This is a genomic window from Arthrobacter mangrovi (assembly GCF_026011795.1).
Lineage (GTDB): Bacteria > Actinomycetota > Actinomycetes > Actinomycetales > Micrococcaceae > Crystallibacter > Crystallibacter mangrovi.
The window spans coordinates 125763-142298 of the sequence record NZ_BRVS01000001.1; the positions used below are offsets into that span (position 1 = coordinate 125763).

A 16536-nucleotide genomic window follows, 5' to 3' on the forward strand; every position below is an offset into this window, starting at 1 on the left:
GCCTCAGCCCTGGGCCGCGCGGAATCCCTCGGCGATGTACTCGACCAGCGCCTCGCGCTCCTCCAGCGGCAGGAATGCGGCCTCGGCGGCGTTGAGCGTCAGCTGGAGGAGGTCGTCGAGGTCGTAGTCGAACGTCTCCACGAGCAGCTCGTACTCGTCGGACAGGCTCACGCCGCTCATCAGCCGGTTGTCCGGATTGATGGTGACCTTGAAGCCGGTCTGGTACAGCAGATCGAACGGGTGGCTCTCGATTCCCTCGCCGAAGACCGAGATGGCGCCGGTCTGCAGGTTCGACGACGGGCTGCACTCGAGCGGAATGCCGCGGTCGCGGACCCACGCGGCCACGCGGCCGAGGGTCACCATGCCGACTTCGGCCTCGTCCTCGGAACCGTTGTCGCCGGAGAAGTCGACCTGGATGTCTTCGGCGATCCGGACGCCGTGGCCGAGGCGCAGCGCGCGGCCGCTGACCAGCGCGTCGACGATGCTGTCCAGCCCGGCGGCCTCGCCGGCGTGGACGGTGACCGGGAACTGGTTCTCGGCCAGGTAGGTGAAGGCGTCCTTGAAGCGGTAGGGCGGGAAGCCGTCCTCGGCCCCGGCAATATCGAAGCCCACGGCACCCTTGTCGCGGTGCCGGACCGCCAGCTCGGCGATCTCCTGGCCGCGGTCCGCGTGGCGCATGGCCGTGATCAGCTGGCCTACCTGGATCGGCCGGCCGGTGGCTTCCACCGCGGCCACGCCCGCTTCCAGCCCGGCCTCGACGGCTTCCACGGCCTCGTCCAGCGTCAGCCCCTTGGCCAGGTGCTGCTCCGGTGCCCAGCGCACCTCGCCGTACACCACGCCGTCGTCCGCGAGGTCCTCCACGAACTCCTTGGCGACCCTGAACAGGCCCTCCTTGGTCTGCATGACGGCCACGGTGTGGTCGAACGTCTCCAGGTAGCGCTCCAGCGACCCCGAATCGGCCGACTCGAGGAACCACTCGCCCAGCGCGACCGGGTCCGTCGACGGCAGCTGGTGCCCTGCTTCGGCGGCCAGTTCGATGATGGTGGCCGGCCGCAGCCCGCCGTCCAGGTGGTCGTGCAGCGAGACCTTCGGCAGGCTGCGGATGTCGATATCGACGTCGGGGGCGGGTTCGGCAGAGAAGTTAGGCTCAGTCACAGGCACCACCATACGCGACGGCTCCGGCCCGGTAACCCCCGTGCGGCAAGCGGCTACGCCGCGGAGGCATCCTCGCGGGCGTCCCCGGGCATCCCGTCCGCTTGGCCGCGTTCCGCCGCCGCGGCCTCGGCCGCCCGCCTGGCCTTGCGGGCACGCCGGCGGTAGGCCAGTTTCAGTCCGTGGTCCACCAGCACGCCAAGCAGCAGGGCGAGCACGATGGCGATGCCCGCGGCGACCAGGCTGTGGTCATGGAACCACTGGCCGGCCAGCGCGCCGATGGCGACTGAATAGGCGGACCAGGATATGCCGGCAATAACGCTGAAGAAGACGAATTTGCGCTGGTCGAAGCCCGTGGCGCCCGCCGTCATGTTCACGGCGACGCGGCCGACCGGGATGTAGCGGGCGCTGAGGATCAGCAGCGCGCCGCGGCGGTCCAGTTCCTTGCGGGCCCAGGCGAAGGCCGAGATCACGCGCGGCCGCTGCGACCAGCGGAAGCCGCGGGTGCCGACCTTGCGGCCGATCAGGAAGGCGACGTTGTCTCCCGCAATGGCGCCCGCGGCGGCCACCAGCGCGACAAGCCAGAGGTTCGGGGCGCCGGAGGACACCGCCAGCGCCGCCAGGGCGACAACCACGGATTCGCTCGGGATCGGTGGAAAGAACCCATCGACGAAACAGCAGACGAGGAGCACCGGATAGACCCACCACTGGGCGGCCGCATCGATAACGAAGACGTTGAGGGCGTCCATGAAAGCCTGCACGAGAAAGTCCTATCCGCTGGTCGGTAGTTCCAACGGTTTCACATCGGAATTAGTGCCGCCATCGGGTGTCGCCCTGATCCGGCCCTCAGGAAGTCCCCTCAGGAGATCCGGTCGATGATCAGCTGCTGGGCCGGCCGGTCCCCCTCGGGAGCGATCAGGACGGCTTCCGCCAGGGCCTCGCGGGCGCGATCGAACTTGTCCGGGGTATCGGTCAGCAGGGTCATGAGCGGCTCGCCCGCGCGGACCACCGCGCCCGGCTTGGCGTGCAGGCGGACTCCTGCGCCCGCCTGCACCGGGTGCTCCTTGCGGGCCCGGCCGGCGCCCAGCCGCCAGGCGGCGACGCCGACGGAGAGCGCGTCCAGTTCCAGCAGCACCCCGTCCGCCGGGGCGTAAACGACGTCGGAATGCTTCGCCTCGGGCAGCTTGGCCTTCGGGTCTCCGCCCTGCGCGGTGATCATCGCGTTCCAGACGTCCATGGCGCGCCCGTCCTTCAGCGCCGCGGCCGGATCCGCGCCGGAAACCCCGGCGGCCTGGAGCATCTCGTCGGCGAGCCGGACGGTCAGCTCCACGACGTCCTCGGGGCCGCCGCCGGCCAACACTTCCACGGCTTCCTCGACCTCGATCGCGTTGCCGGCGGTCAGGCCGAGCGGGGTGGCCATATTGGTCAGGAGGGCGACGGTGTTGACCCCCGCGTCCTGGCCCAGGGCGACCATGGTCTCGGCCAGCTCGCGCGCGCTGTCCTCGTCCTTCATGAAGGCGCCGGAGCCGACCTTGACGTCCAGCACCAGTGCCCCGGTGCCCTCCGCAATCTTCTTGCTCATGATGGACGAGGCGATCAGCGGGATGGCTTCTACGGTGCCGGTGACGTCGCGCAGCGCGTAGAGCTTCTTGTCTGCGGGAGCGAGCCCGGCCCCGGCGGCGCAGATGACCGCCCCGACGTCCGACAGCTGGGCCATCAGTTCATCGTTGGACAGGTCCGCCCGCCAGCCGGGAATGGACTCCAGCTTGTCCAGCGTGCCGCCGGTGTGCCCGAGTCCGCGGCCGGAGAGCTGCGGGACGGCGACGCCGAAGACCGCAACCAGCGGAGCCAGCGGCAGCGTGATCTTGTCCCCCACTCCCCCTGTGGAATGTTTGTCCGCCGTCGCCTTGCCGAGCGAGGAGAAGTCCATCCGTTCCCCGGAGGCGATCATCGCCGTCGTCCACCGCGAGATCTCCGCCCGGTCCATCCCGTTGAGCAGGATGGCCATGTTCAGCGCGGACATCTGCTCGTCCGCGATGACGCCCCGCGTGTAGGCGTCGATGGTCCAGTCGATCTGCTCCGCGGTGAGCGTGCCCTTGTCCCGCTTGGTGCGGATGATGTCGACGGCGTCGAAGTTCTCGGTCACTGGCTCTGGCTCCTTCTCAGGTGAGGTTCTCTGGTCCGAACGCGTCCGGCAGTACTTCGTCCATGGTGCGGACCCCGGAGACGGTCAGCAGCACCATGCCCGGGGCACGGAATTCGTACAGCAGCTGGCGGCAGCGGCCGCACGGCATCAGCACCTTGCCCTTTCCGTCGACGCAGCTGAACGCCGCCAGCCGGCCGCCGCCGGTCATGTGCAGCTGGCTGACCAGCGAGCACTCCGCGCAGAGCGTGAGGCCGTAGGAGGCGTTCTCGATGTTGCAGCCCGAGACGATTCGGCCGTCCTCGGTCAGCGCGGCCGCCCCGACCGGGTACTTCGAGTAGGGCACGTAGGCCCGGCCCATCGCCTCCCGCGCGGCCTGCAGCAGGGCGTCCCAGTCGACGTCGGGCCCTGCGTTGCCACCTGTCTTGACGGTATCCATGCCGCTCCTTCTGTCAGCCCTTGATGTACGGAATGCCGCTGGCGGCCGGCGCCCGGGACTTGCCGACCAGCCCGGCGACGGCGAAGATCGTCACCAGGTACGGCAGCATGGCCAGGAACTGGTTGGGTACCGGCGTCCCGAGGAAGCTGAGCACGGACTGCAGGTTGGTCGCGAAGCCGAACAGCAGCGCTGCGAAGAAGGCACCCAAGGGGTTCCAGCGGCCGAAGATCAGCGCGGCGAGGGCGATGTAGCCCTGGCCGGCGGTCATGTCGCGGCCAAAGCTGGAGACCAGGACGAGCGTGAAGAAGGAGCCGCCGAGGCCGGCAACGGCTCCGCCCAGCAGCACGTTGGTGAACCGCATGCGGTTCACCTTCACGCCCAGGGTGTCCGCCGCCTTCGGGTGTTCGCCGACGGCCCGCGTCCGCAGGCCCCACTTCGTGTGGTAAAGAGCGACATAGATCACGGCCACCGAGAGGTACATCAGGTAGCCGACGATCGACTGCTCGAAGAGGATCGGGCCGATCACCGGGATGTCCGACAGGAACGGGATCGCGATCGGGCTCAGCCGCGGCGGCGAATTCCAGGTTTCGGCATCCGCGCTCATCACGGTGGAGAAGAGGAACCCGGTCAGGCCGGAGACCAGCACGTTGAGCACGACGCCGACAATGACCTGGTTGACGATGTACTTGATGCTGAAGACGGCCAGCACTGCGGACACCAGCATGCCCGCGAAGACAGCGGCCAGCAGGCCGACGAACGCGCTCCCGGTCAGCGAACCCGCCACCGCCGCCGCGAAGGCGCCGGAGAGCAACTGGCCCTCGATCGCGATGTTGACCACTCCGGAGCGCTCGCACAGCACGCCGGAGAGCGAACCGAAGATCAGCGGCACCGCGAGGGTAACGGAGCCGGCCAGCAAGCCGTAGAGGGCGACGTTCGGGGTCTCGGCGCTGCCGACCACCCAGGTCAGGAAGCCCGCCACGAAGAAGACGGAGTAGACGGCCACCAGCCAGACGGGCACCGTTCGGCCTGCGCGCACCAGGACGAACGACCACGCGGCGGCGGCCAGCAGGACGAGCGCGCAGACCCAGCCGGTCACCGTTGCCGAGACGACAATCGGAGGCAGGACAATCGGATCGTTTTCCCCGGTGAGGCGGAACGTCACGTCGTTCGAGGGGGCGCCGATGGCGAAGACCAGCAGTGCGGCGATGGCCAGCACGATCAGGATCACCGGCGTCTTCCAGTTGCGCACCTCGGTGACCGTGGTGCCGCCCGTTTCCGGGGCGGTGGACGTAGCCGTGCTCATGCTGCACCTCCAGCGGTAGCGTTCTTGCGGGCCTTCGGGCCCTTGCGGACGGCGCCGGGCGCCGGCAGCCGGAACACCGAGCGGACCAGTGGCGGGGCGGCGATGAAGAGCACGATCAGCGACTGCACGACCAGCACGATGTCGATGCTGGTGCCGGTGTTGGTCTGCATGACCACGCCGCCGGCGCGGAACGCTCCGAACAGCAGGCCGGCCGCGAACGTGCCCCACGGGGTCGACCGGCCCAGCAGGGCCACGGTGATCGCGTCGAACCCGAAGCTGGCCGCGACGCCGGCGGTCAGCACATGTTCGGTGCCGGCCACCTGCGCCACGCCTGCCAGGCCGGCGAGCGCGCCCGCGATGACCATGACGACCACGTAACCCTTGGTGACGCTGATTCCCGCGGTGCGCGCCGCCGTCGGATTTGCCCCGACCGCGCGCAGCTCGAAGCCGATCGTGGAGCGGTTGAGCAGCCACGAGACCAGGACGGTCAGCGCGATGGCAACCACGAAGCCCCAGTGCAGCCGGAACCCGTCGCCGAACATCAATGGATACAGCGCGGTGTCGTCGAGCTGCGGACTGATCGGATTGGACGAACCCGGCCGCTGGAAGGCGGGGGTGGTCAGCAGGTACAGGACCAGGTTGATGGCCACGTAGTTGAGCATGATGGTGAGGATGACCTCGTGCGCGCCGGTCTTGGCCTTGAGCAGGCCGACGATGCCGGCCCAGAACGCGCCGCCGACGATGCCGGCAATGATCACCAGCAGCAGGTGCAGTCCGACCGGCAGGTGCCAGGTGAAGCCCACCCAGGCGGCAAGCGTCGCGCCGATGATCATCTGGCCCTGGGCACCGATATTGAAGAGGCCGGCGCGGAACGCCAAGGCGACGCCGAGGCCCGCGCAGATGAGCGGGGTCGCCACGGTGAGCGTCTGGGTGAGCGGATAGATCATCCCGGCGAAGGTGTCCGCCTCCCAGTTGAAAACCGCCCCCTGGAAGAGCGCCAGGTAGGCCTCCGAGGCCGCCGTCCAGGCGGCCGAGAGCATGTCCCCCGGGCGGGCGAAGAAGTAGCCGGCGGCCTCGGCCACGCGCTCGTCGGTGATGGCGATCAGCAGTCCGCCCAGGATGAGCGACATGATGACCGCCAGCACCGCCACCAGCGCGTTGCCGGTCGCGATCCGCTGCATCAGGCTCTGCGACTCGCGCAGCCCGGGCTGCAGCTCGCCGCTCTGTGCCCCGGCCGGCACCGCGGGCGGAGCCTGGTTCCCGTCGCCGAGTTCGGCTGCGGCCTCGAGCCGGACCTCTTCGTCGTGGGCCGCGGTGCGGCTGAGCTGCCGTTCGGTCTTCTGCTCGTTGCTCATAGCTCCCCGCTTCCGGGCTCGGTTCCGAATTCCTGTTCCTGCCCGAGGGCTTCTTCCGCAGGCATGCCGGCCATCATGAGGCCGACGACGTCGCGCGAGGTGTTCCCGGGAACAATCCCCATCAGCCGGCCCCGGTAGAGCACCGCGATCCGGTCCGCCAGCTCGAGCACCTCATCCAGTTCGGTGGAGACGATCATGACCGGGGTGCCGCCGTCGCGCTCCGCGACGATGCGCTTGTGCAGGAACTCAATGGACCCGACGTCGACGCCGCGGGTCGGCTGGGAGGCGATGAACAGCTTCAGCGGGCGCGACAGCTCGCGGGCCATGACGACCTTCTGCTGGTTGCCGCCGGACAGGGTGCCCGCCGCGGCCTGCGCCGACTGGGTGCGGACATCGAACTCGGCGATCTTCTCCCGCGCGTTCTGCTGGATGACTGCCGGTTTCAGCCCGAGGCCCTTGGCGAAGGGCTCCTGGTCGTAGCGGTTGAGGATAAGGTTCTCGGCCACGGAGAACGGACCGACGAGCCCCTCGACATTACGGTCTTCGGGAACGAAACCGACGCCCGCGCGAATGATCTCCTTCACGCTGCGGCCGACGAGCTCGTGGCCCTCAAGCGTGATGGAACCGCTGACGTGGCCCTGCAGGCCGAGGACGGCCTCGGTGAGCTCGGTCTGGCCGTTTCCCTGCACTCCGGCGACGGCGAGGATCTCGCCGCGGCGGATTTCGAGGCTGATGCCGTCCACCACGCGCTGGCCGTTAGGCGCGAGGACGGTCAGGTCGGTGATGCGGAAGGTCGCCTCGCCGGGCTGGGCGGGAGCCTTGTCCAGGGTCAGGCTGACCGCGCGGCCGACCATCAGGGATGCCAGCTCGGTGGTCGAGGAGTCCGGATCCGCGGTGCCGACGACCTTGCCGCGGCGGATGACGGTGATGAGGTCCGAGACCTGCTTGACCTCGCGCAGCTTGTGCGAGATGAAGACGATCGATTTGCCGTCCGACTTCAGCTGGCCCATGATCGCCAGCAGCTCGTCCGTCTCCTTCGGGGTGAGGACCGCCGTCGGTTCGTCCAGGATCAGCACCTCGGCATCGCGCACCAGGGCCTTGATGATTTCCACGCGCTGCTGGACGCCGACGGGGAGGTCCTCGACGATCGCGTCGGGATCCACGTCGAACCCGTACTGGTCGGAGATCGCCTTGATTTTCGCGCGGGTCTGGCTGAGGTTGAGCATGCCGGTGGCCTTGGTCGCCTCGTTGCCGAGCGCCACGTTTTCGGCGACGGTGAAGACCGGAACGAGCATGAAGTGCTGGTGGACCATGCCGATCCCGGCGGCCATCGCGTCGCCGGGACCGCTGAATGACACGGGCTGCCCGTCGACGAGGATACGTCCCTCGCTCGGCTCGTAGAGCCCGTACAAGACGTTCATCAGCGTGGATTTACCGGCGCCGTTCTCGCCGAGCAGGCTGTGGACCTGGCCCGGCTCGACCACCAGGTCGATGTGGTCATTGGCCACCAGAGAGCCGAACCGTTTGGTAATTCCCTGCAGTTCCAGTTTCACAACCGAACCAACCTGTTCCTGAGTTTGCTTCAACGTTCTTGCACGCGAACATGGTCAAGCTGTCCCCAGCCTAGACCGCTCGTGCGCCAAACAGCACGGACCGCCGCCTGCTGCCGGTGAATTTCCCGGCGCAGACGGCGGTGCAGTTACTGCTTGGTTACTTGGGGCTGGCCTTGGACTCGACCTTGATGTCGCCGGAGATGATGCCGGCCTTGATCTCGTCCAGCTCCTTCTTCAGGTCGGCCGGAACCTTGGAATCGAAGTCGTGGAACGGCGCGAGCGCGACGCCCCCGTTCTCGAGCGTGCCGACGTACGGCGAGCTGTCGAACTTGCCCTCGACGTCGGTGGAGATGACTTCCTCCACTGCCTGGCCCATCAGCTTCATGACGGAAGTCAGGATGTATTCCTCGGCCTTGCCGGCCGTTTCGTAGCCGTCCGAGTCCACCCAGACGACCTTGACCTGCTCTTCGGCCGGCTTGCCCTCGTTGGCTTCGATGACCGCGTCCAGCGTGCCCAGGCCTACGGGGCCGGCCACCGGCATGATGACGTCCGCGCCTTCATTGATGAAGTTCTGGGTGTCCGTCTTGCCCTTGCCCTGGTTGTCGAAGCCGCCGTTGAAGGTGCCGTTCTGCGACTCCTTGTTCCAGCCCAGCAGCTCGACGTTCTTGCCCTTCTGCTCGTTGTAGTAGGCCACGCCGTCGGCAAAACCGTCCATGAAGATCGTGACGGTGGGGATGTTCAGGCCGCCATAGGTGGCAACCTTGCCGGTCTGGCTCATGCCGGCCGCCGCATAGCCGGCCATGAACGCAGCCTGCGCAGTGTCGTAGACGATCGGCTTGACGTTGTCGCTGAACTCGGGGTCCGAGTAGTCGACGATGGCGAAGTTCGTGTCCGGGTTGTCCTTCGCGGCTTCCTTGGTGACGTCGCCGAGCAGGAAACCGACGGTCAGAACCATGTCGCAGCCGGCCTGGACCATGCTGTCGACGTTCGGGCCGAAGTCCGTCTCCGCCTGCGATTCGGCTTCCTTGGTCTTGATGCCAAGGTCCTCCTCGGCCTTCTTGAGGCCCTCGTAGCTGGACTGGTTGAAGGACCGGTCGTCGAAACCGCCGGCATCGGAAACGATGCAGCCCGTGTAGTCGACGGCGGAAGGAGCAGCGCTGCTGCCGCCTTCCTCGGGCGGCGCGCCACAGCCGGAAAGGACGAGTGCGGCAGACGCGAGCACGGCGGCGGAGAGGCCGGTGCCACGCTTGGTCATGCGCAGTGAATTCTTCAATGTTCCTCCAGGAAAGATGCGATGCTCCGTGCCCGTGGTCCGCGGGCGGCGGCTACAGCCACCCTAGTGGGCCGGACGCGCGAGTGTAACGAATCCATCGCGATGGCCCGACATTGTTGAAAAGTTGTTACTTTTCGGTAGCTGCCGGAATGTTCAGTATTCCTTGCCGTGGCAGGCCAGCACGGCGGCGGCAGCCATCACCCGCACGCCGACCCCGATGGCGTGCTCGTCCGGGGCGTAGTCCCCGCGGTGCAGGTCGAAGGTCTCTCCGCCGGGCGTCCTCGTGCCCAGCCGCATCATGGCCCCGGGCACCAGCTGGGTCATCCAGGCGAAGTCCTCGCCGCCCATGGACTGCGGCGTCAGCGTCACCGCGCCGCCGCCGAGTTCGAGCCGCGCCGCGGCCTCGATCAGGCCGGTCTCGCGCTCGGTGTTGACCACGGGAGGCACGCCGCGGATATGTTCGAGCTTGACCTCCACGCCGAACGGCGCGGCCACCTGCTGGACCACCTCGTCCAGCAGCTCGCCGGCCGCGTGCCAGGCGTCCCCGTCCAGGCAGCGCATGGTGCCGGCCATGAAGCCGTGGGCCGGGATGGCGTTCGGGGCGGCGCCGGCGCGGATCTGGCCCCAGACCACGGACACGGCACTGCGCACGTCGATCCGCCGGCTGAGGACGCCGGGCACGTTGACGGCAATCTCGGCCAGCGCGAACACGAGGTCTTCTGTCAAATGCGGCCGGGAAGTGTGGCCGCCACGGCCGGTCAGTTCGATCCGGATAGTGTCGGACGCGGAGGTGATGGCGCCGATCCGCGTGCCCACCTGGCCGACGTCGACGCGCGGGTCGCAGTGCAGTGCCAGGATGCGGGGAACCGCCTCGAGCACGCCCTGCTCGATCACGGCCAGGGCTCCGCCGGGCATCGTCTCTTCGGCCGGCTGGAAGATGACCCGGACACGCCCGCCCAGCTGGCCCTCCTCGTGGAGCTTGCACAGCACCAGCGCCACACCCAGCATGACGGTGGTGTGGATGTCGTGGCCGCACGCGTGGCTGATGCCCTGGTTCACCGAGGCATATTCGAGCCCGGTCTCTTCCATGATGGGCAGCGCGTCGATGTCCGCGCGCAGGCCGATCGCGATCGGCCCCTCCCCGATATCCACGTACAGCCCTGTGCCGTCCAGCGGCACCGGGTCGAGCCCGGCAGCGCGCAGGCGCTCCAGCAGCTTGGCCGTCGTCTTGAATTCCTTATGCGAGAGCTCCGGGTGCTGGTGCAGATCCCGCCGGAACCGCCGCAAACCATCCACGAACGGTGCGGCCCACACGCCGATCCGAGGAATGCTGTCCGAGGTCTCCGTAATTGTCTGCACACACAAACTGTACCCAGTGCCGTCAGGCCGCGCCCTCCCCGGCACGGAAATCCGTCCGGCGCGGCGCACGGCCGGGAGCAGCGTCCTAGAGGACGTCGGTGTCGCCGCTGGCGCGGAGGTGTTCGACGGCCTTCTTGACCTGCTGGGCGTGTTCCTTGGTGGTCACCAGCAGCGCGTCCGGGGTATCGACGATCACGACGTCGTCGATCCCGATCAGCGCGATCACGCGTTTGGTATCGGAGACCACGACGCCGGTGGCCTTGTCCGCGTACACCCTCGCCCCGTCGCCGAGCACGGTCAGGTTGTTCGTCTCCGACGCCGCGTTCAGCCGCCCGATCGCGGCGAAGTCCCCGACGTCGTCCCAGGAGAACACGCCCGGGACCATCGCGACGTCCCCGGCCGCCGCGGCCGGCTCCGCCACCGCGTAGTCGATCGCGGTCTTCGGCAGCCCCGGCCAGACCCGGCGCACCACCTCGCGCCGCTTCGGCGTGTCCCACGCCGCGGCGATCTCCATCAGCCCCGCATACAGCAGCGGCTCGTTCGTCTCCAGGTGCTTCAGCAGCAGGTCCACCGGCGCGACGAACATGCCCGCGTTCCAGTGGTACTCCCCGGACGCCACGTAGGCCTCCGCGGCCTCTTGGTCCGGCTTCTCCACGAACTCCGCCACGCCCTGGGCCGTCGGCGCGCACTCGATGCCCAGGCTGCCCGAGGTCCGGATGTACCCGAACCCGGTCGACGGGTGCGTCGGCTTGATCCCGATCGTCACGATGTACCCCTCGGCCGCGGTATGCACCGCCGCCCGCACCGCGTCCTGGAACTGCTCCACCGGGTTGATCACCTGGTCCGCGGCGAACGAACCCATGATGATCTTCGGATCCCGCCGGTACAGGATCGCCGCGGCCAGCCCGATCGCCGCCGCCGAATCCTTCGGCTCCGACTCCAGCACCAGGTTCGCCTTGCCCAGCTCAGGCAGCTGCGCCATCACCGCCTTCCGGTGCAGCGCCCCGGTCACCACCATCGTCCGCCCGTCGCACAACGGCCGCAGCCGCTCGTACGTCGCCCGGATCAGCGTGCTCCCCGAACCCGTCAAATCATGCAGGAACTTCGGCGCCGCAGCCCGCGACAGAGGCCACAACCGGGTCCCCACCCCACCGGCCGGAATCACCCCGTAAAACCGGTCCAGCACATCGTCTTCAGCCGGGTCCTGGCCCAGCGGCCTGTCAGTAGTCATCACTCCAAAGGTAAACCAGCCGCTGCCTCGGCGGGTCATTCCTTAGGCTGATTTCACTGAAGGCGGCACAGCTCCCGCTATAGGGGAAACACGCCGCCGGAGAGGAAATTAGCGCACAATTAAGTTGCGTAAATCGTGAAGCCATCCCCGCGCGGGCCGCGCCATTCCGCGCCACCTCGGCGGAGGTGTTAAAAAGCTCACACCGCGAGTTCCCAAATTGAATAAGCTCTGAGCGAAGCCTAGATTAGATCTGACAAAGAGCACTCTCGCACTGGCGTAATTCTGCGTGGTCCACGCTGGCGCCGTTGCGATGCAGGGAGGTTAATTCAGTGTCGAAGACACCAGCAGGGACCCTCTACCGCGGCCGCGAAGGCATGTGGTCCTGGGTAGGACACCGCGTCACCGGCGTCGCAATATTTTTCTTTCTCTTGGTACACGTCCTGGACACCGCTCTGGTGCGCGTATCGCCTGAGGCATACAACGTCGTGATCAATACGTACAAGAATCCGATCATGGCACTCCTGGAAGCCGGCCTCGTTGCCGCGATCGTCTTCCACGCCTTCAACGGCCTCCGCGTGATCCTCGTGGACTTCTGGAAGAAGGGCCCCAAGTACCAGGCCAAGCTGCTCTGGGGCGTTATCGGACTGTGGGTCGTCGTCATGGTTCCGTTCCTCATCCGTCACCTCACGCTCGCCTTCACCGGGGGTCACTAATCATGGCAGCAACAACTGAAATCCAGGCGCCGCGTTCCGGGCGCATCGCTCCCGAGTACAACCGGCACGGCAGCAGCCGCGGCAACTTCGAGATGTTCGCATGGCTGTTCATGCGCGTCTCCGGCCTCGTGCTCGTCGTACTCGTCTTCGGGCACCTGTTCGTCAACCTCATGGTCGGCGAGGGCGTCCACGCCATCGACTTCGGCTTCGTCGCAGGCAAGTGGGCCGACCCGTTCTGGCAGGTCTGGGACCTGGCCATGCTCTGGCTCGCCATGCTTCACGGCACCAACGGCGTCCGCACCATCATCAACGACTACGCGGAAAAGGACGGCACCCGCTTCTGGCTCAAGGCCGTGCTCTACGCGGCGACCGCCGTCATCATCGTCCTTGGAACCCTGGTGATCTTCACCTTCGATCCGTGCCCGCCGAACGCGGCAGCCGACTTGCTGCCGTCCTTCTGCCCGGCACCGTAAGGGCATGACGGGCGCTGCCAACCGCAGCGCCCGTTTCCTTGAGAAGAACCTTTAGTTTCAACAGAAAGAGCATCCAGTATGCAGGTCCATAAGTACGACGTCGTCATCGTCGGTGCCGGTGGCGCCGGTATGCGCGCAGCCATCGAATCCGGCCAACGCGCGCGAACCGCAGTACTGACCAAGCTGTACCCCACCCGCTCCCACACCGGTGCAGCACAGGGCGGCATGTGCGCCGCCCTGGCAAATGTCGAGGAAGACAACTGGGAGTGGCACACCTTCGACACCGTCAAGGGCGGTGACTACCTGGTAGACCAGGACGCAGCCGAGGTCATGGCCAAGGAAGCCATCGATGCCGTGCTGGACCTGGAAAAGATGGGCCTGCCGTTCAACCGCACCCCCGAAGGCAAGATCGACCAGCGCCGCTTCGGCGGCCACACCCGCGACCACGGCAAGTCCCCGGTCCGCCGGGCCTGCTACGCCGCGGACCGCACCGGCCACATGATCCTGCAGACGCTGTACCAAAACTGCGTCAAGCACAACGTCGAGTTCTACAACGAGTACTACGTGCTCGACCTGCTGCTCGTGGAGGAGGACGCAACCCGCGCCGATGGCACGCCGTACAAGCAGAAGCGCGTTGCCGGCGTCGTTAGCTACGACCTCGCCAGCGGCGAGATCCACGTCTTCCAGGCCAAGTCGGTCGTGTTCGCCTCCGGCGGCGTGGGCAAGGTCTTCAAGACCACCTCGAACGCCCACACCCTGACCGGCGACGGCATGGGCATTGCCTTCCGCCGCGGCCTGCCGCTGGAAGACATGGAGTTCTTCCAGTTCCATCCGACCGGCCTCGCCGGCCTGGGCATCCTGCTCTCCGAGGCCGCCCGCGGCGAAGGCGCGATCCTGCGCAACTCGGAAGGCGAGCGGTTCATGGAGCGCTACGCACCGACCATTAAGGACCTCGCGCCGCGTGACATCGTGGCCCGTTCGATGGCCAACGAGGTCCGCGAAGGCCGCGGCTGCGGCCCGAACAAGGACTACGTCCTGCTCGACCTGACGCACCTGGAGCCGGCGCATATCGACGCCAAGCTGCCGGACATCACCGAGTTCGCCCGCACCTACCTGGGCGTGGAGCCGTACACCGAGCCGGTCCCGGTCTTCCCGACCGCGCACTACGCCATGGGCGGCATCCCGACCAACATCAAGGCCGAGGTCCTGCAGGACAACGACACGGTGGTCCCGGGCCTCTACGCTGCCGGCGAGGTCGCCTGCGTGTCCGTCCACGGCTCCAACCGCCTGGGCACCAACTCTCTGCTGGACATCAACGTGTTCGGCAAGCGCGCCGGCATCGCCGCGGCGGAGTACGCCAAGTCCGCCGACTTCGTCGAGGTCCCGGAGAGCGCCGACCGCTTCACGATCGACCTGGTCGAGGGCGTCCGCGCCGCGAACGGCACCGAGCGCGTGGCCCAGCTCCGCAAGGAACTGCAGGACACAATGGACGCCAACGTCCAGGTGTTCCGCACCGAGGAGACCCTGAACGAGACGCTGAACGTGATCGCCTCGCTGCGCGAGCGGTACAAGAACATCAGCGTCCAGGACAAGGGCCGGCGCTTCAACCTGGACCTGCTCGAGGCCGTCGAACTGGGCTTCCTGCTGGACATGGCCCAGGTCATGACCGTCGCTGCGCTGCACCGCCAGGAGTCCCGCGGCGGCCACTTCCGGGAGGACTTCCCGGACCGCGACGATGTGAACTTCATGAAGCACTCGATGGCGTACAAGGACGAAACCGCCGAGACCGAGCATGTGGCCGGCATCCGCCTGGAGACCAAGCCTGTTGTCTTCACGCGCTACGAACCGATGGTGAGGAAGTACTGATGACCACCCCGACCGAAATTCCCGAAGGACCGTCGAAGGTCGAACTGGCTCCCGGCGTCGGCGGCGGCGGAGAAATCCCCAGCTTCGACATCACGCTCAAGGTCCGCCGGTACGATCCCGAGGTCTCCGACGAGGCCCGCTGGGACGAGTTCAAGCTGACCATGTACGGCACGGACCGCGTGCTGGACGCCCTGCACAAGGTCAAGTGGGAACACGACGGCTCGGTGTCCTTCCGCCGCTCCTGCGCCCACGGCGTCTGCGGCTCGGATGCCATGCGCATCAACGGCCGCAACCGCCTCGCCTGCAAGACCCTGCTGAAGGACCTGGACACGGACAAGCCGATCCTCGTCGAGCCGATCAAGGGCCTGCCGGTGGAGAAGGACCTGATCGTGGACATGGAGCCGTTCTTCCAGTCCTACCGCGAGATCATGCCGTTCCTGATCAACTCGGGCCACGAGCCGACGCGCGAGCGCCTGCAGTCGGCCGAGGACCGTGAGCGCTTCGACGACACTACCAAGTGCATCCTGTGCGCGGCCTGCACGTCGTCCTGCCCGGTCTTCTGGACCGACGGCCAGTACTTCGGCCCGGCCGCGATCGTCAACGCGCACCGCTTCATCTTCGATTCGCGCGACGACGCCGGCGACATGCGCCTGGAGATCCTCAACGACAAGGAAGGCGTGTGGCGCTGCCGCACCACCTTCAACTGCACCGAGGCGTGCCCCCGCGGCATCCAGGTGACCAAGGCCATCGCCGAGGTCAAGCAGGCGGTCCTGAACCGCAAGATCTGATCCCCCGGCGGGATCACGCGGCCCCTCGAGGGCCCGAACTTCGGCCTGAGGTGCCGGCTCGTCGAGCCGGCACCTCAGGCGCTTAAGCGCAGCCATCCGGTGAAAGGGAACCCCGATGCCGTCCATCGAATCCGTCAAGTTTCCGTCCGTCAGCGGTGCGACGCTGGCCGGGGTCGTGGACGTTCCCGACGGCGAGGTGAGGGCGTGGGCCGTCTTCGCCCACGGCTTCACGCTGGGCAAGAACAGCGCCGCCGCTTCGCGGATCTCGAAGGCCCTGGCGCGCCACGGGATCGGGGTCCTGCGCTACGACGCGGCGGGCCTGGGAAGTTCCACCGGGGACTGGTCGGAGACCACGTTCTCGACCAAGGTCGACGACATTAAGCAGGCCGCCGCCTTCATGGCCGAATCCGGGCGGCCAGTCTCGCTCCTCATCGGCCATTCTTTGGGCGGAGCGGCCGTCCTCGGCGCCATCGGCTCCCTGGAAGAGGTCAAGGCCGTCGTGACCATTTCCGCGCCGTTTGAGCCGTCCCACGCGCTGCATCTCCTCGACGAGGCGATGGACGACGTCGAGCGCGAGGGCGTCGGCGAGGTCACCTTGGGCGGCAAGCGCCTGCAGATCCGGAAGCAGCTGGTGGACGATCTCCGCCGGGCGGATCTGAGCGCCTGCATCCACGGCATGCACCGGCCTCTGCTGGTCATGCACTCCCCCACCGACCAGACCGTGGGGATCGACAACGCCGGCCAGATTTTCGAGACGGCCAGGCACCCGAAGTCCTTCATCTCGCTAGAGGGCAGCAACCATCTGCTGACCGACAAGGTGCAGACGGATCGCGCCGCCCTGCTCATCACGGCCTGGGCCGACCAGTACCTGCCCGCTGGCTGAACCGG

General features: G+C 67.4%; 15 protein-coding genes. 5 read left to right on the plus strand and 10 right to left on the minus strand.

The window, feature by feature from the left end:
• Positions 1-3 precede the first annotated feature (3 nt).
• The 10 genes from AHIS1636_RS00540 to AHIS1636_RS00585 all read right to left on the minus strand — a co-directional run bounded on the left by AHIS1636_RS00540 (position 4) and on the right by AHIS1636_RS00585 (position 11808).
• The gene (locus tag AHIS1636_RS00540; protein ID WP_264793851.1) at positions 4-1155 is read right to left on the minus strand and encodes an adenosine deaminase; all 1152 of its coding nucleotides are present in this window, start codon (positions 1153-1155) and stop codon (positions 4-6) included.
• A gap of 53 nt (positions 1156-1208) precedes the next feature.
• Positions 1209-1913, minus strand: coding sequence for a DedA family protein (locus AHIS1636_RS00545; RefSeq protein WP_264793852.1), 705 nt, complete (start codon positions 1911-1913; stop codon positions 1209-1211).
• A gap of 98 nt (positions 1914-2011) precedes the next feature.
• Positions 2012-3298 (minus strand): thymidine phosphorylase, encoded by a 1287-nt coding sequence (locus AHIS1636_RS00550; protein WP_264793853.1) that lies wholly within the window; start codon positions 3296-3298, stop codon positions 2012-2014.
• A 16-nt stretch (positions 3299-3314) separates the two neighbouring features.
• Positions 3315-3734, minus strand: coding sequence for a cytidine deaminase (locus AHIS1636_RS00555; RefSeq protein ID WP_264793854.1), 420 nt, complete (start codon positions 3732-3734; stop codon positions 3315-3317).
• 13 nt (positions 3735-3747) lie between these two features.
• Positions 3748-5037, minus strand: coding sequence for an ABC transporter permease (locus AHIS1636_RS00560; RefSeq protein WP_264793855.1), 1290 nt, complete (start codon positions 5035-5037; stop codon positions 3748-3750).
• On the minus strand, positions 5034-6392 hold the full coding sequence (locus tag AHIS1636_RS00565; RefSeq protein WP_264793856.1) for an ABC transporter permease: 1359 nt from the start codon (positions 6390-6392) through the stop codon (positions 5034-5036). The genes AHIS1636_RS00560 and AHIS1636_RS00565 overlap by 4 nt, the downstream gene beginning before the upstream one ends.
• Complete coding sequence (locus tag AHIS1636_RS00570) at positions 6389-7900, minus strand: ABC transporter ATP-binding protein (RefSeq protein ID WP_373875766.1); 1512 nt, start codon at positions 7898-7900, stop codon at positions 6389-6391. Before AHIS1636_RS00570 ends, AHIS1636_RS00565 begins: the two co-directional genes overlap by 4 nt.
• Positions 7901-8102: 202 nt before the next feature.
• On the minus strand, positions 8103-9200 hold the full coding sequence (locus AHIS1636_RS00575; protein ID WP_264793858.1) for a BMP family lipoprotein: 1098 nt from the start codon (positions 9198-9200) through the stop codon (positions 8103-8105).
• 171 nt (positions 9201-9371) lie between these two features.
• Entirely contained in the window at positions 9372-10547 is a 1176-nt protein-coding gene (locus tag AHIS1636_RS00580) for an amidohydrolase (protein ID WP_264794168.1), read from the minus strand.
• A 115-nt stretch (positions 10548-10662) separates the two neighbouring features.
• The gene (locus tag AHIS1636_RS00585; protein WP_264793859.1) at positions 10663-11808 is read right to left on the minus strand and encodes a mannose-1-phosphate guanylyltransferase; all 1146 of its coding nucleotides are present in this window, start codon (positions 11806-11808) and stop codon (positions 10663-10665) included.
• Positions 11809-12137: 329 nt separating this feature from the next.
• On the opposite strand from AHIS1636_RS00585, the gene sdhC reads away from it, so the two are divergent.
• The 5 genes from sdhC to AHIS1636_RS00610 all read left to right on the plus strand — a co-directional run bounded on the left by sdhC (position 12138) and on the right by AHIS1636_RS00610 (position 16531).
• Entirely contained in the window at positions 12138-12521 is a 384-nt protein-coding gene (gene sdhC / locus AHIS1636_RS00590; RefSeq protein ID WP_264793860.1) for a succinate dehydrogenase, cytochrome b556 subunit, read from the plus strand.
• A gap of 2 nt (positions 12522-12523) precedes the next feature.
• Positions 12524-12994: a succinate dehydrogenase hydrophobic membrane anchor subunit gene (locus AHIS1636_RS00595; protein ID WP_264793861.1), complete on the plus strand. Its 471-nt coding sequence runs from the start codon at positions 12524-12526 to the stop codon at positions 12992-12994.
• Positions 12995-13072: 78 nt separating this feature from the next.
• Positions 13073-14860: a succinate dehydrogenase flavoprotein subunit gene (sdhA, locus tag AHIS1636_RS00600; RefSeq protein ID WP_264793862.1), complete on the plus strand. Its 1788-nt coding sequence runs from the start codon at positions 13073-13075 to the stop codon at positions 14858-14860.
• Positions 14860-15648 carry a succinate dehydrogenase iron-sulfur subunit gene (locus AHIS1636_RS00605; protein WP_264793863.1) on the plus strand — a complete coding sequence of 263 codons (789 nt, stop codon included), beginning with the start codon at positions 14860-14862 and terminating at the stop codon, positions 15646-15648. The genes sdhA and AHIS1636_RS00605 overlap by 1 nt, the downstream gene beginning before the upstream one ends.
• 115 nt (positions 15649-15763) lie before the next feature.
• Positions 15764-16531, plus strand: coding sequence for an alpha/beta hydrolase family protein (locus tag AHIS1636_RS00610; protein ID WP_264793864.1), 768 nt, complete (start codon positions 15764-15766; stop codon positions 16529-16531).
• Positions 16532-16536: the final 5 nt, after the last annotated feature.

Coding starts and splice junctions, on each gene's coding strand:
- AHIS1636_RS00555 (WP_264793854.1), bottom strand. CDS start 3,734: ATGGATACCGTCAAGACAGGTGGCAACGCAGGGCCCGACGTCGACTGG.
- AHIS1636_RS00605 (WP_264793863.1), top strand. CDS start 14,860: ATGACCACCCCGACCGAAATTCCCGAAGGACCGTCGAAGGTCGAACTG.
- AHIS1636_RS00560 (WP_264793855.1), bottom strand. CDS start 5,037: ATGAGCACGGCTACGTCCACCGCCCCGGAAACGGGCGGCACCACGGTC.
- AHIS1636_RS00565 (WP_264793856.1), bottom strand. CDS start 6,392: ATGAGCAACGAGCAGAAGACCGAACGGCAGCTCAGCCGCACCGCGGCC.
- AHIS1636_RS00585 (WP_264793859.1), bottom strand. CDS start 11,808: ATGACTACTGACAGGCCGCTGGGCCAGGACCCGGCTGAAGACGATGTG.
- AHIS1636_RS00610 (WP_264793864.1), top strand. CDS start 15,764: ATGCCGTCCATCGAATCCGTCAAGTTTCCGTCCGTCAGCGGTGCGACG.
- AHIS1636_RS00575 (WP_264793858.1), bottom strand. CDS start 9,200: ATGACCAAGCGTGGCACCGGCCTCTCCGCCGCCGTGCTCGCGTCTGCC.
- AHIS1636_RS00595 (WP_264793861.1), top strand. CDS start 12,524: ATGGCAGCAACAACTGAAATCCAGGCGCCGCGTTCCGGGCGCATCGCT.
- sdhA (WP_264793862.1), top strand. CDS start 13,073: ATGCAGGTCCATAAGTACGACGTCGTCATCGTCGGTGCCGGTGGCGCC.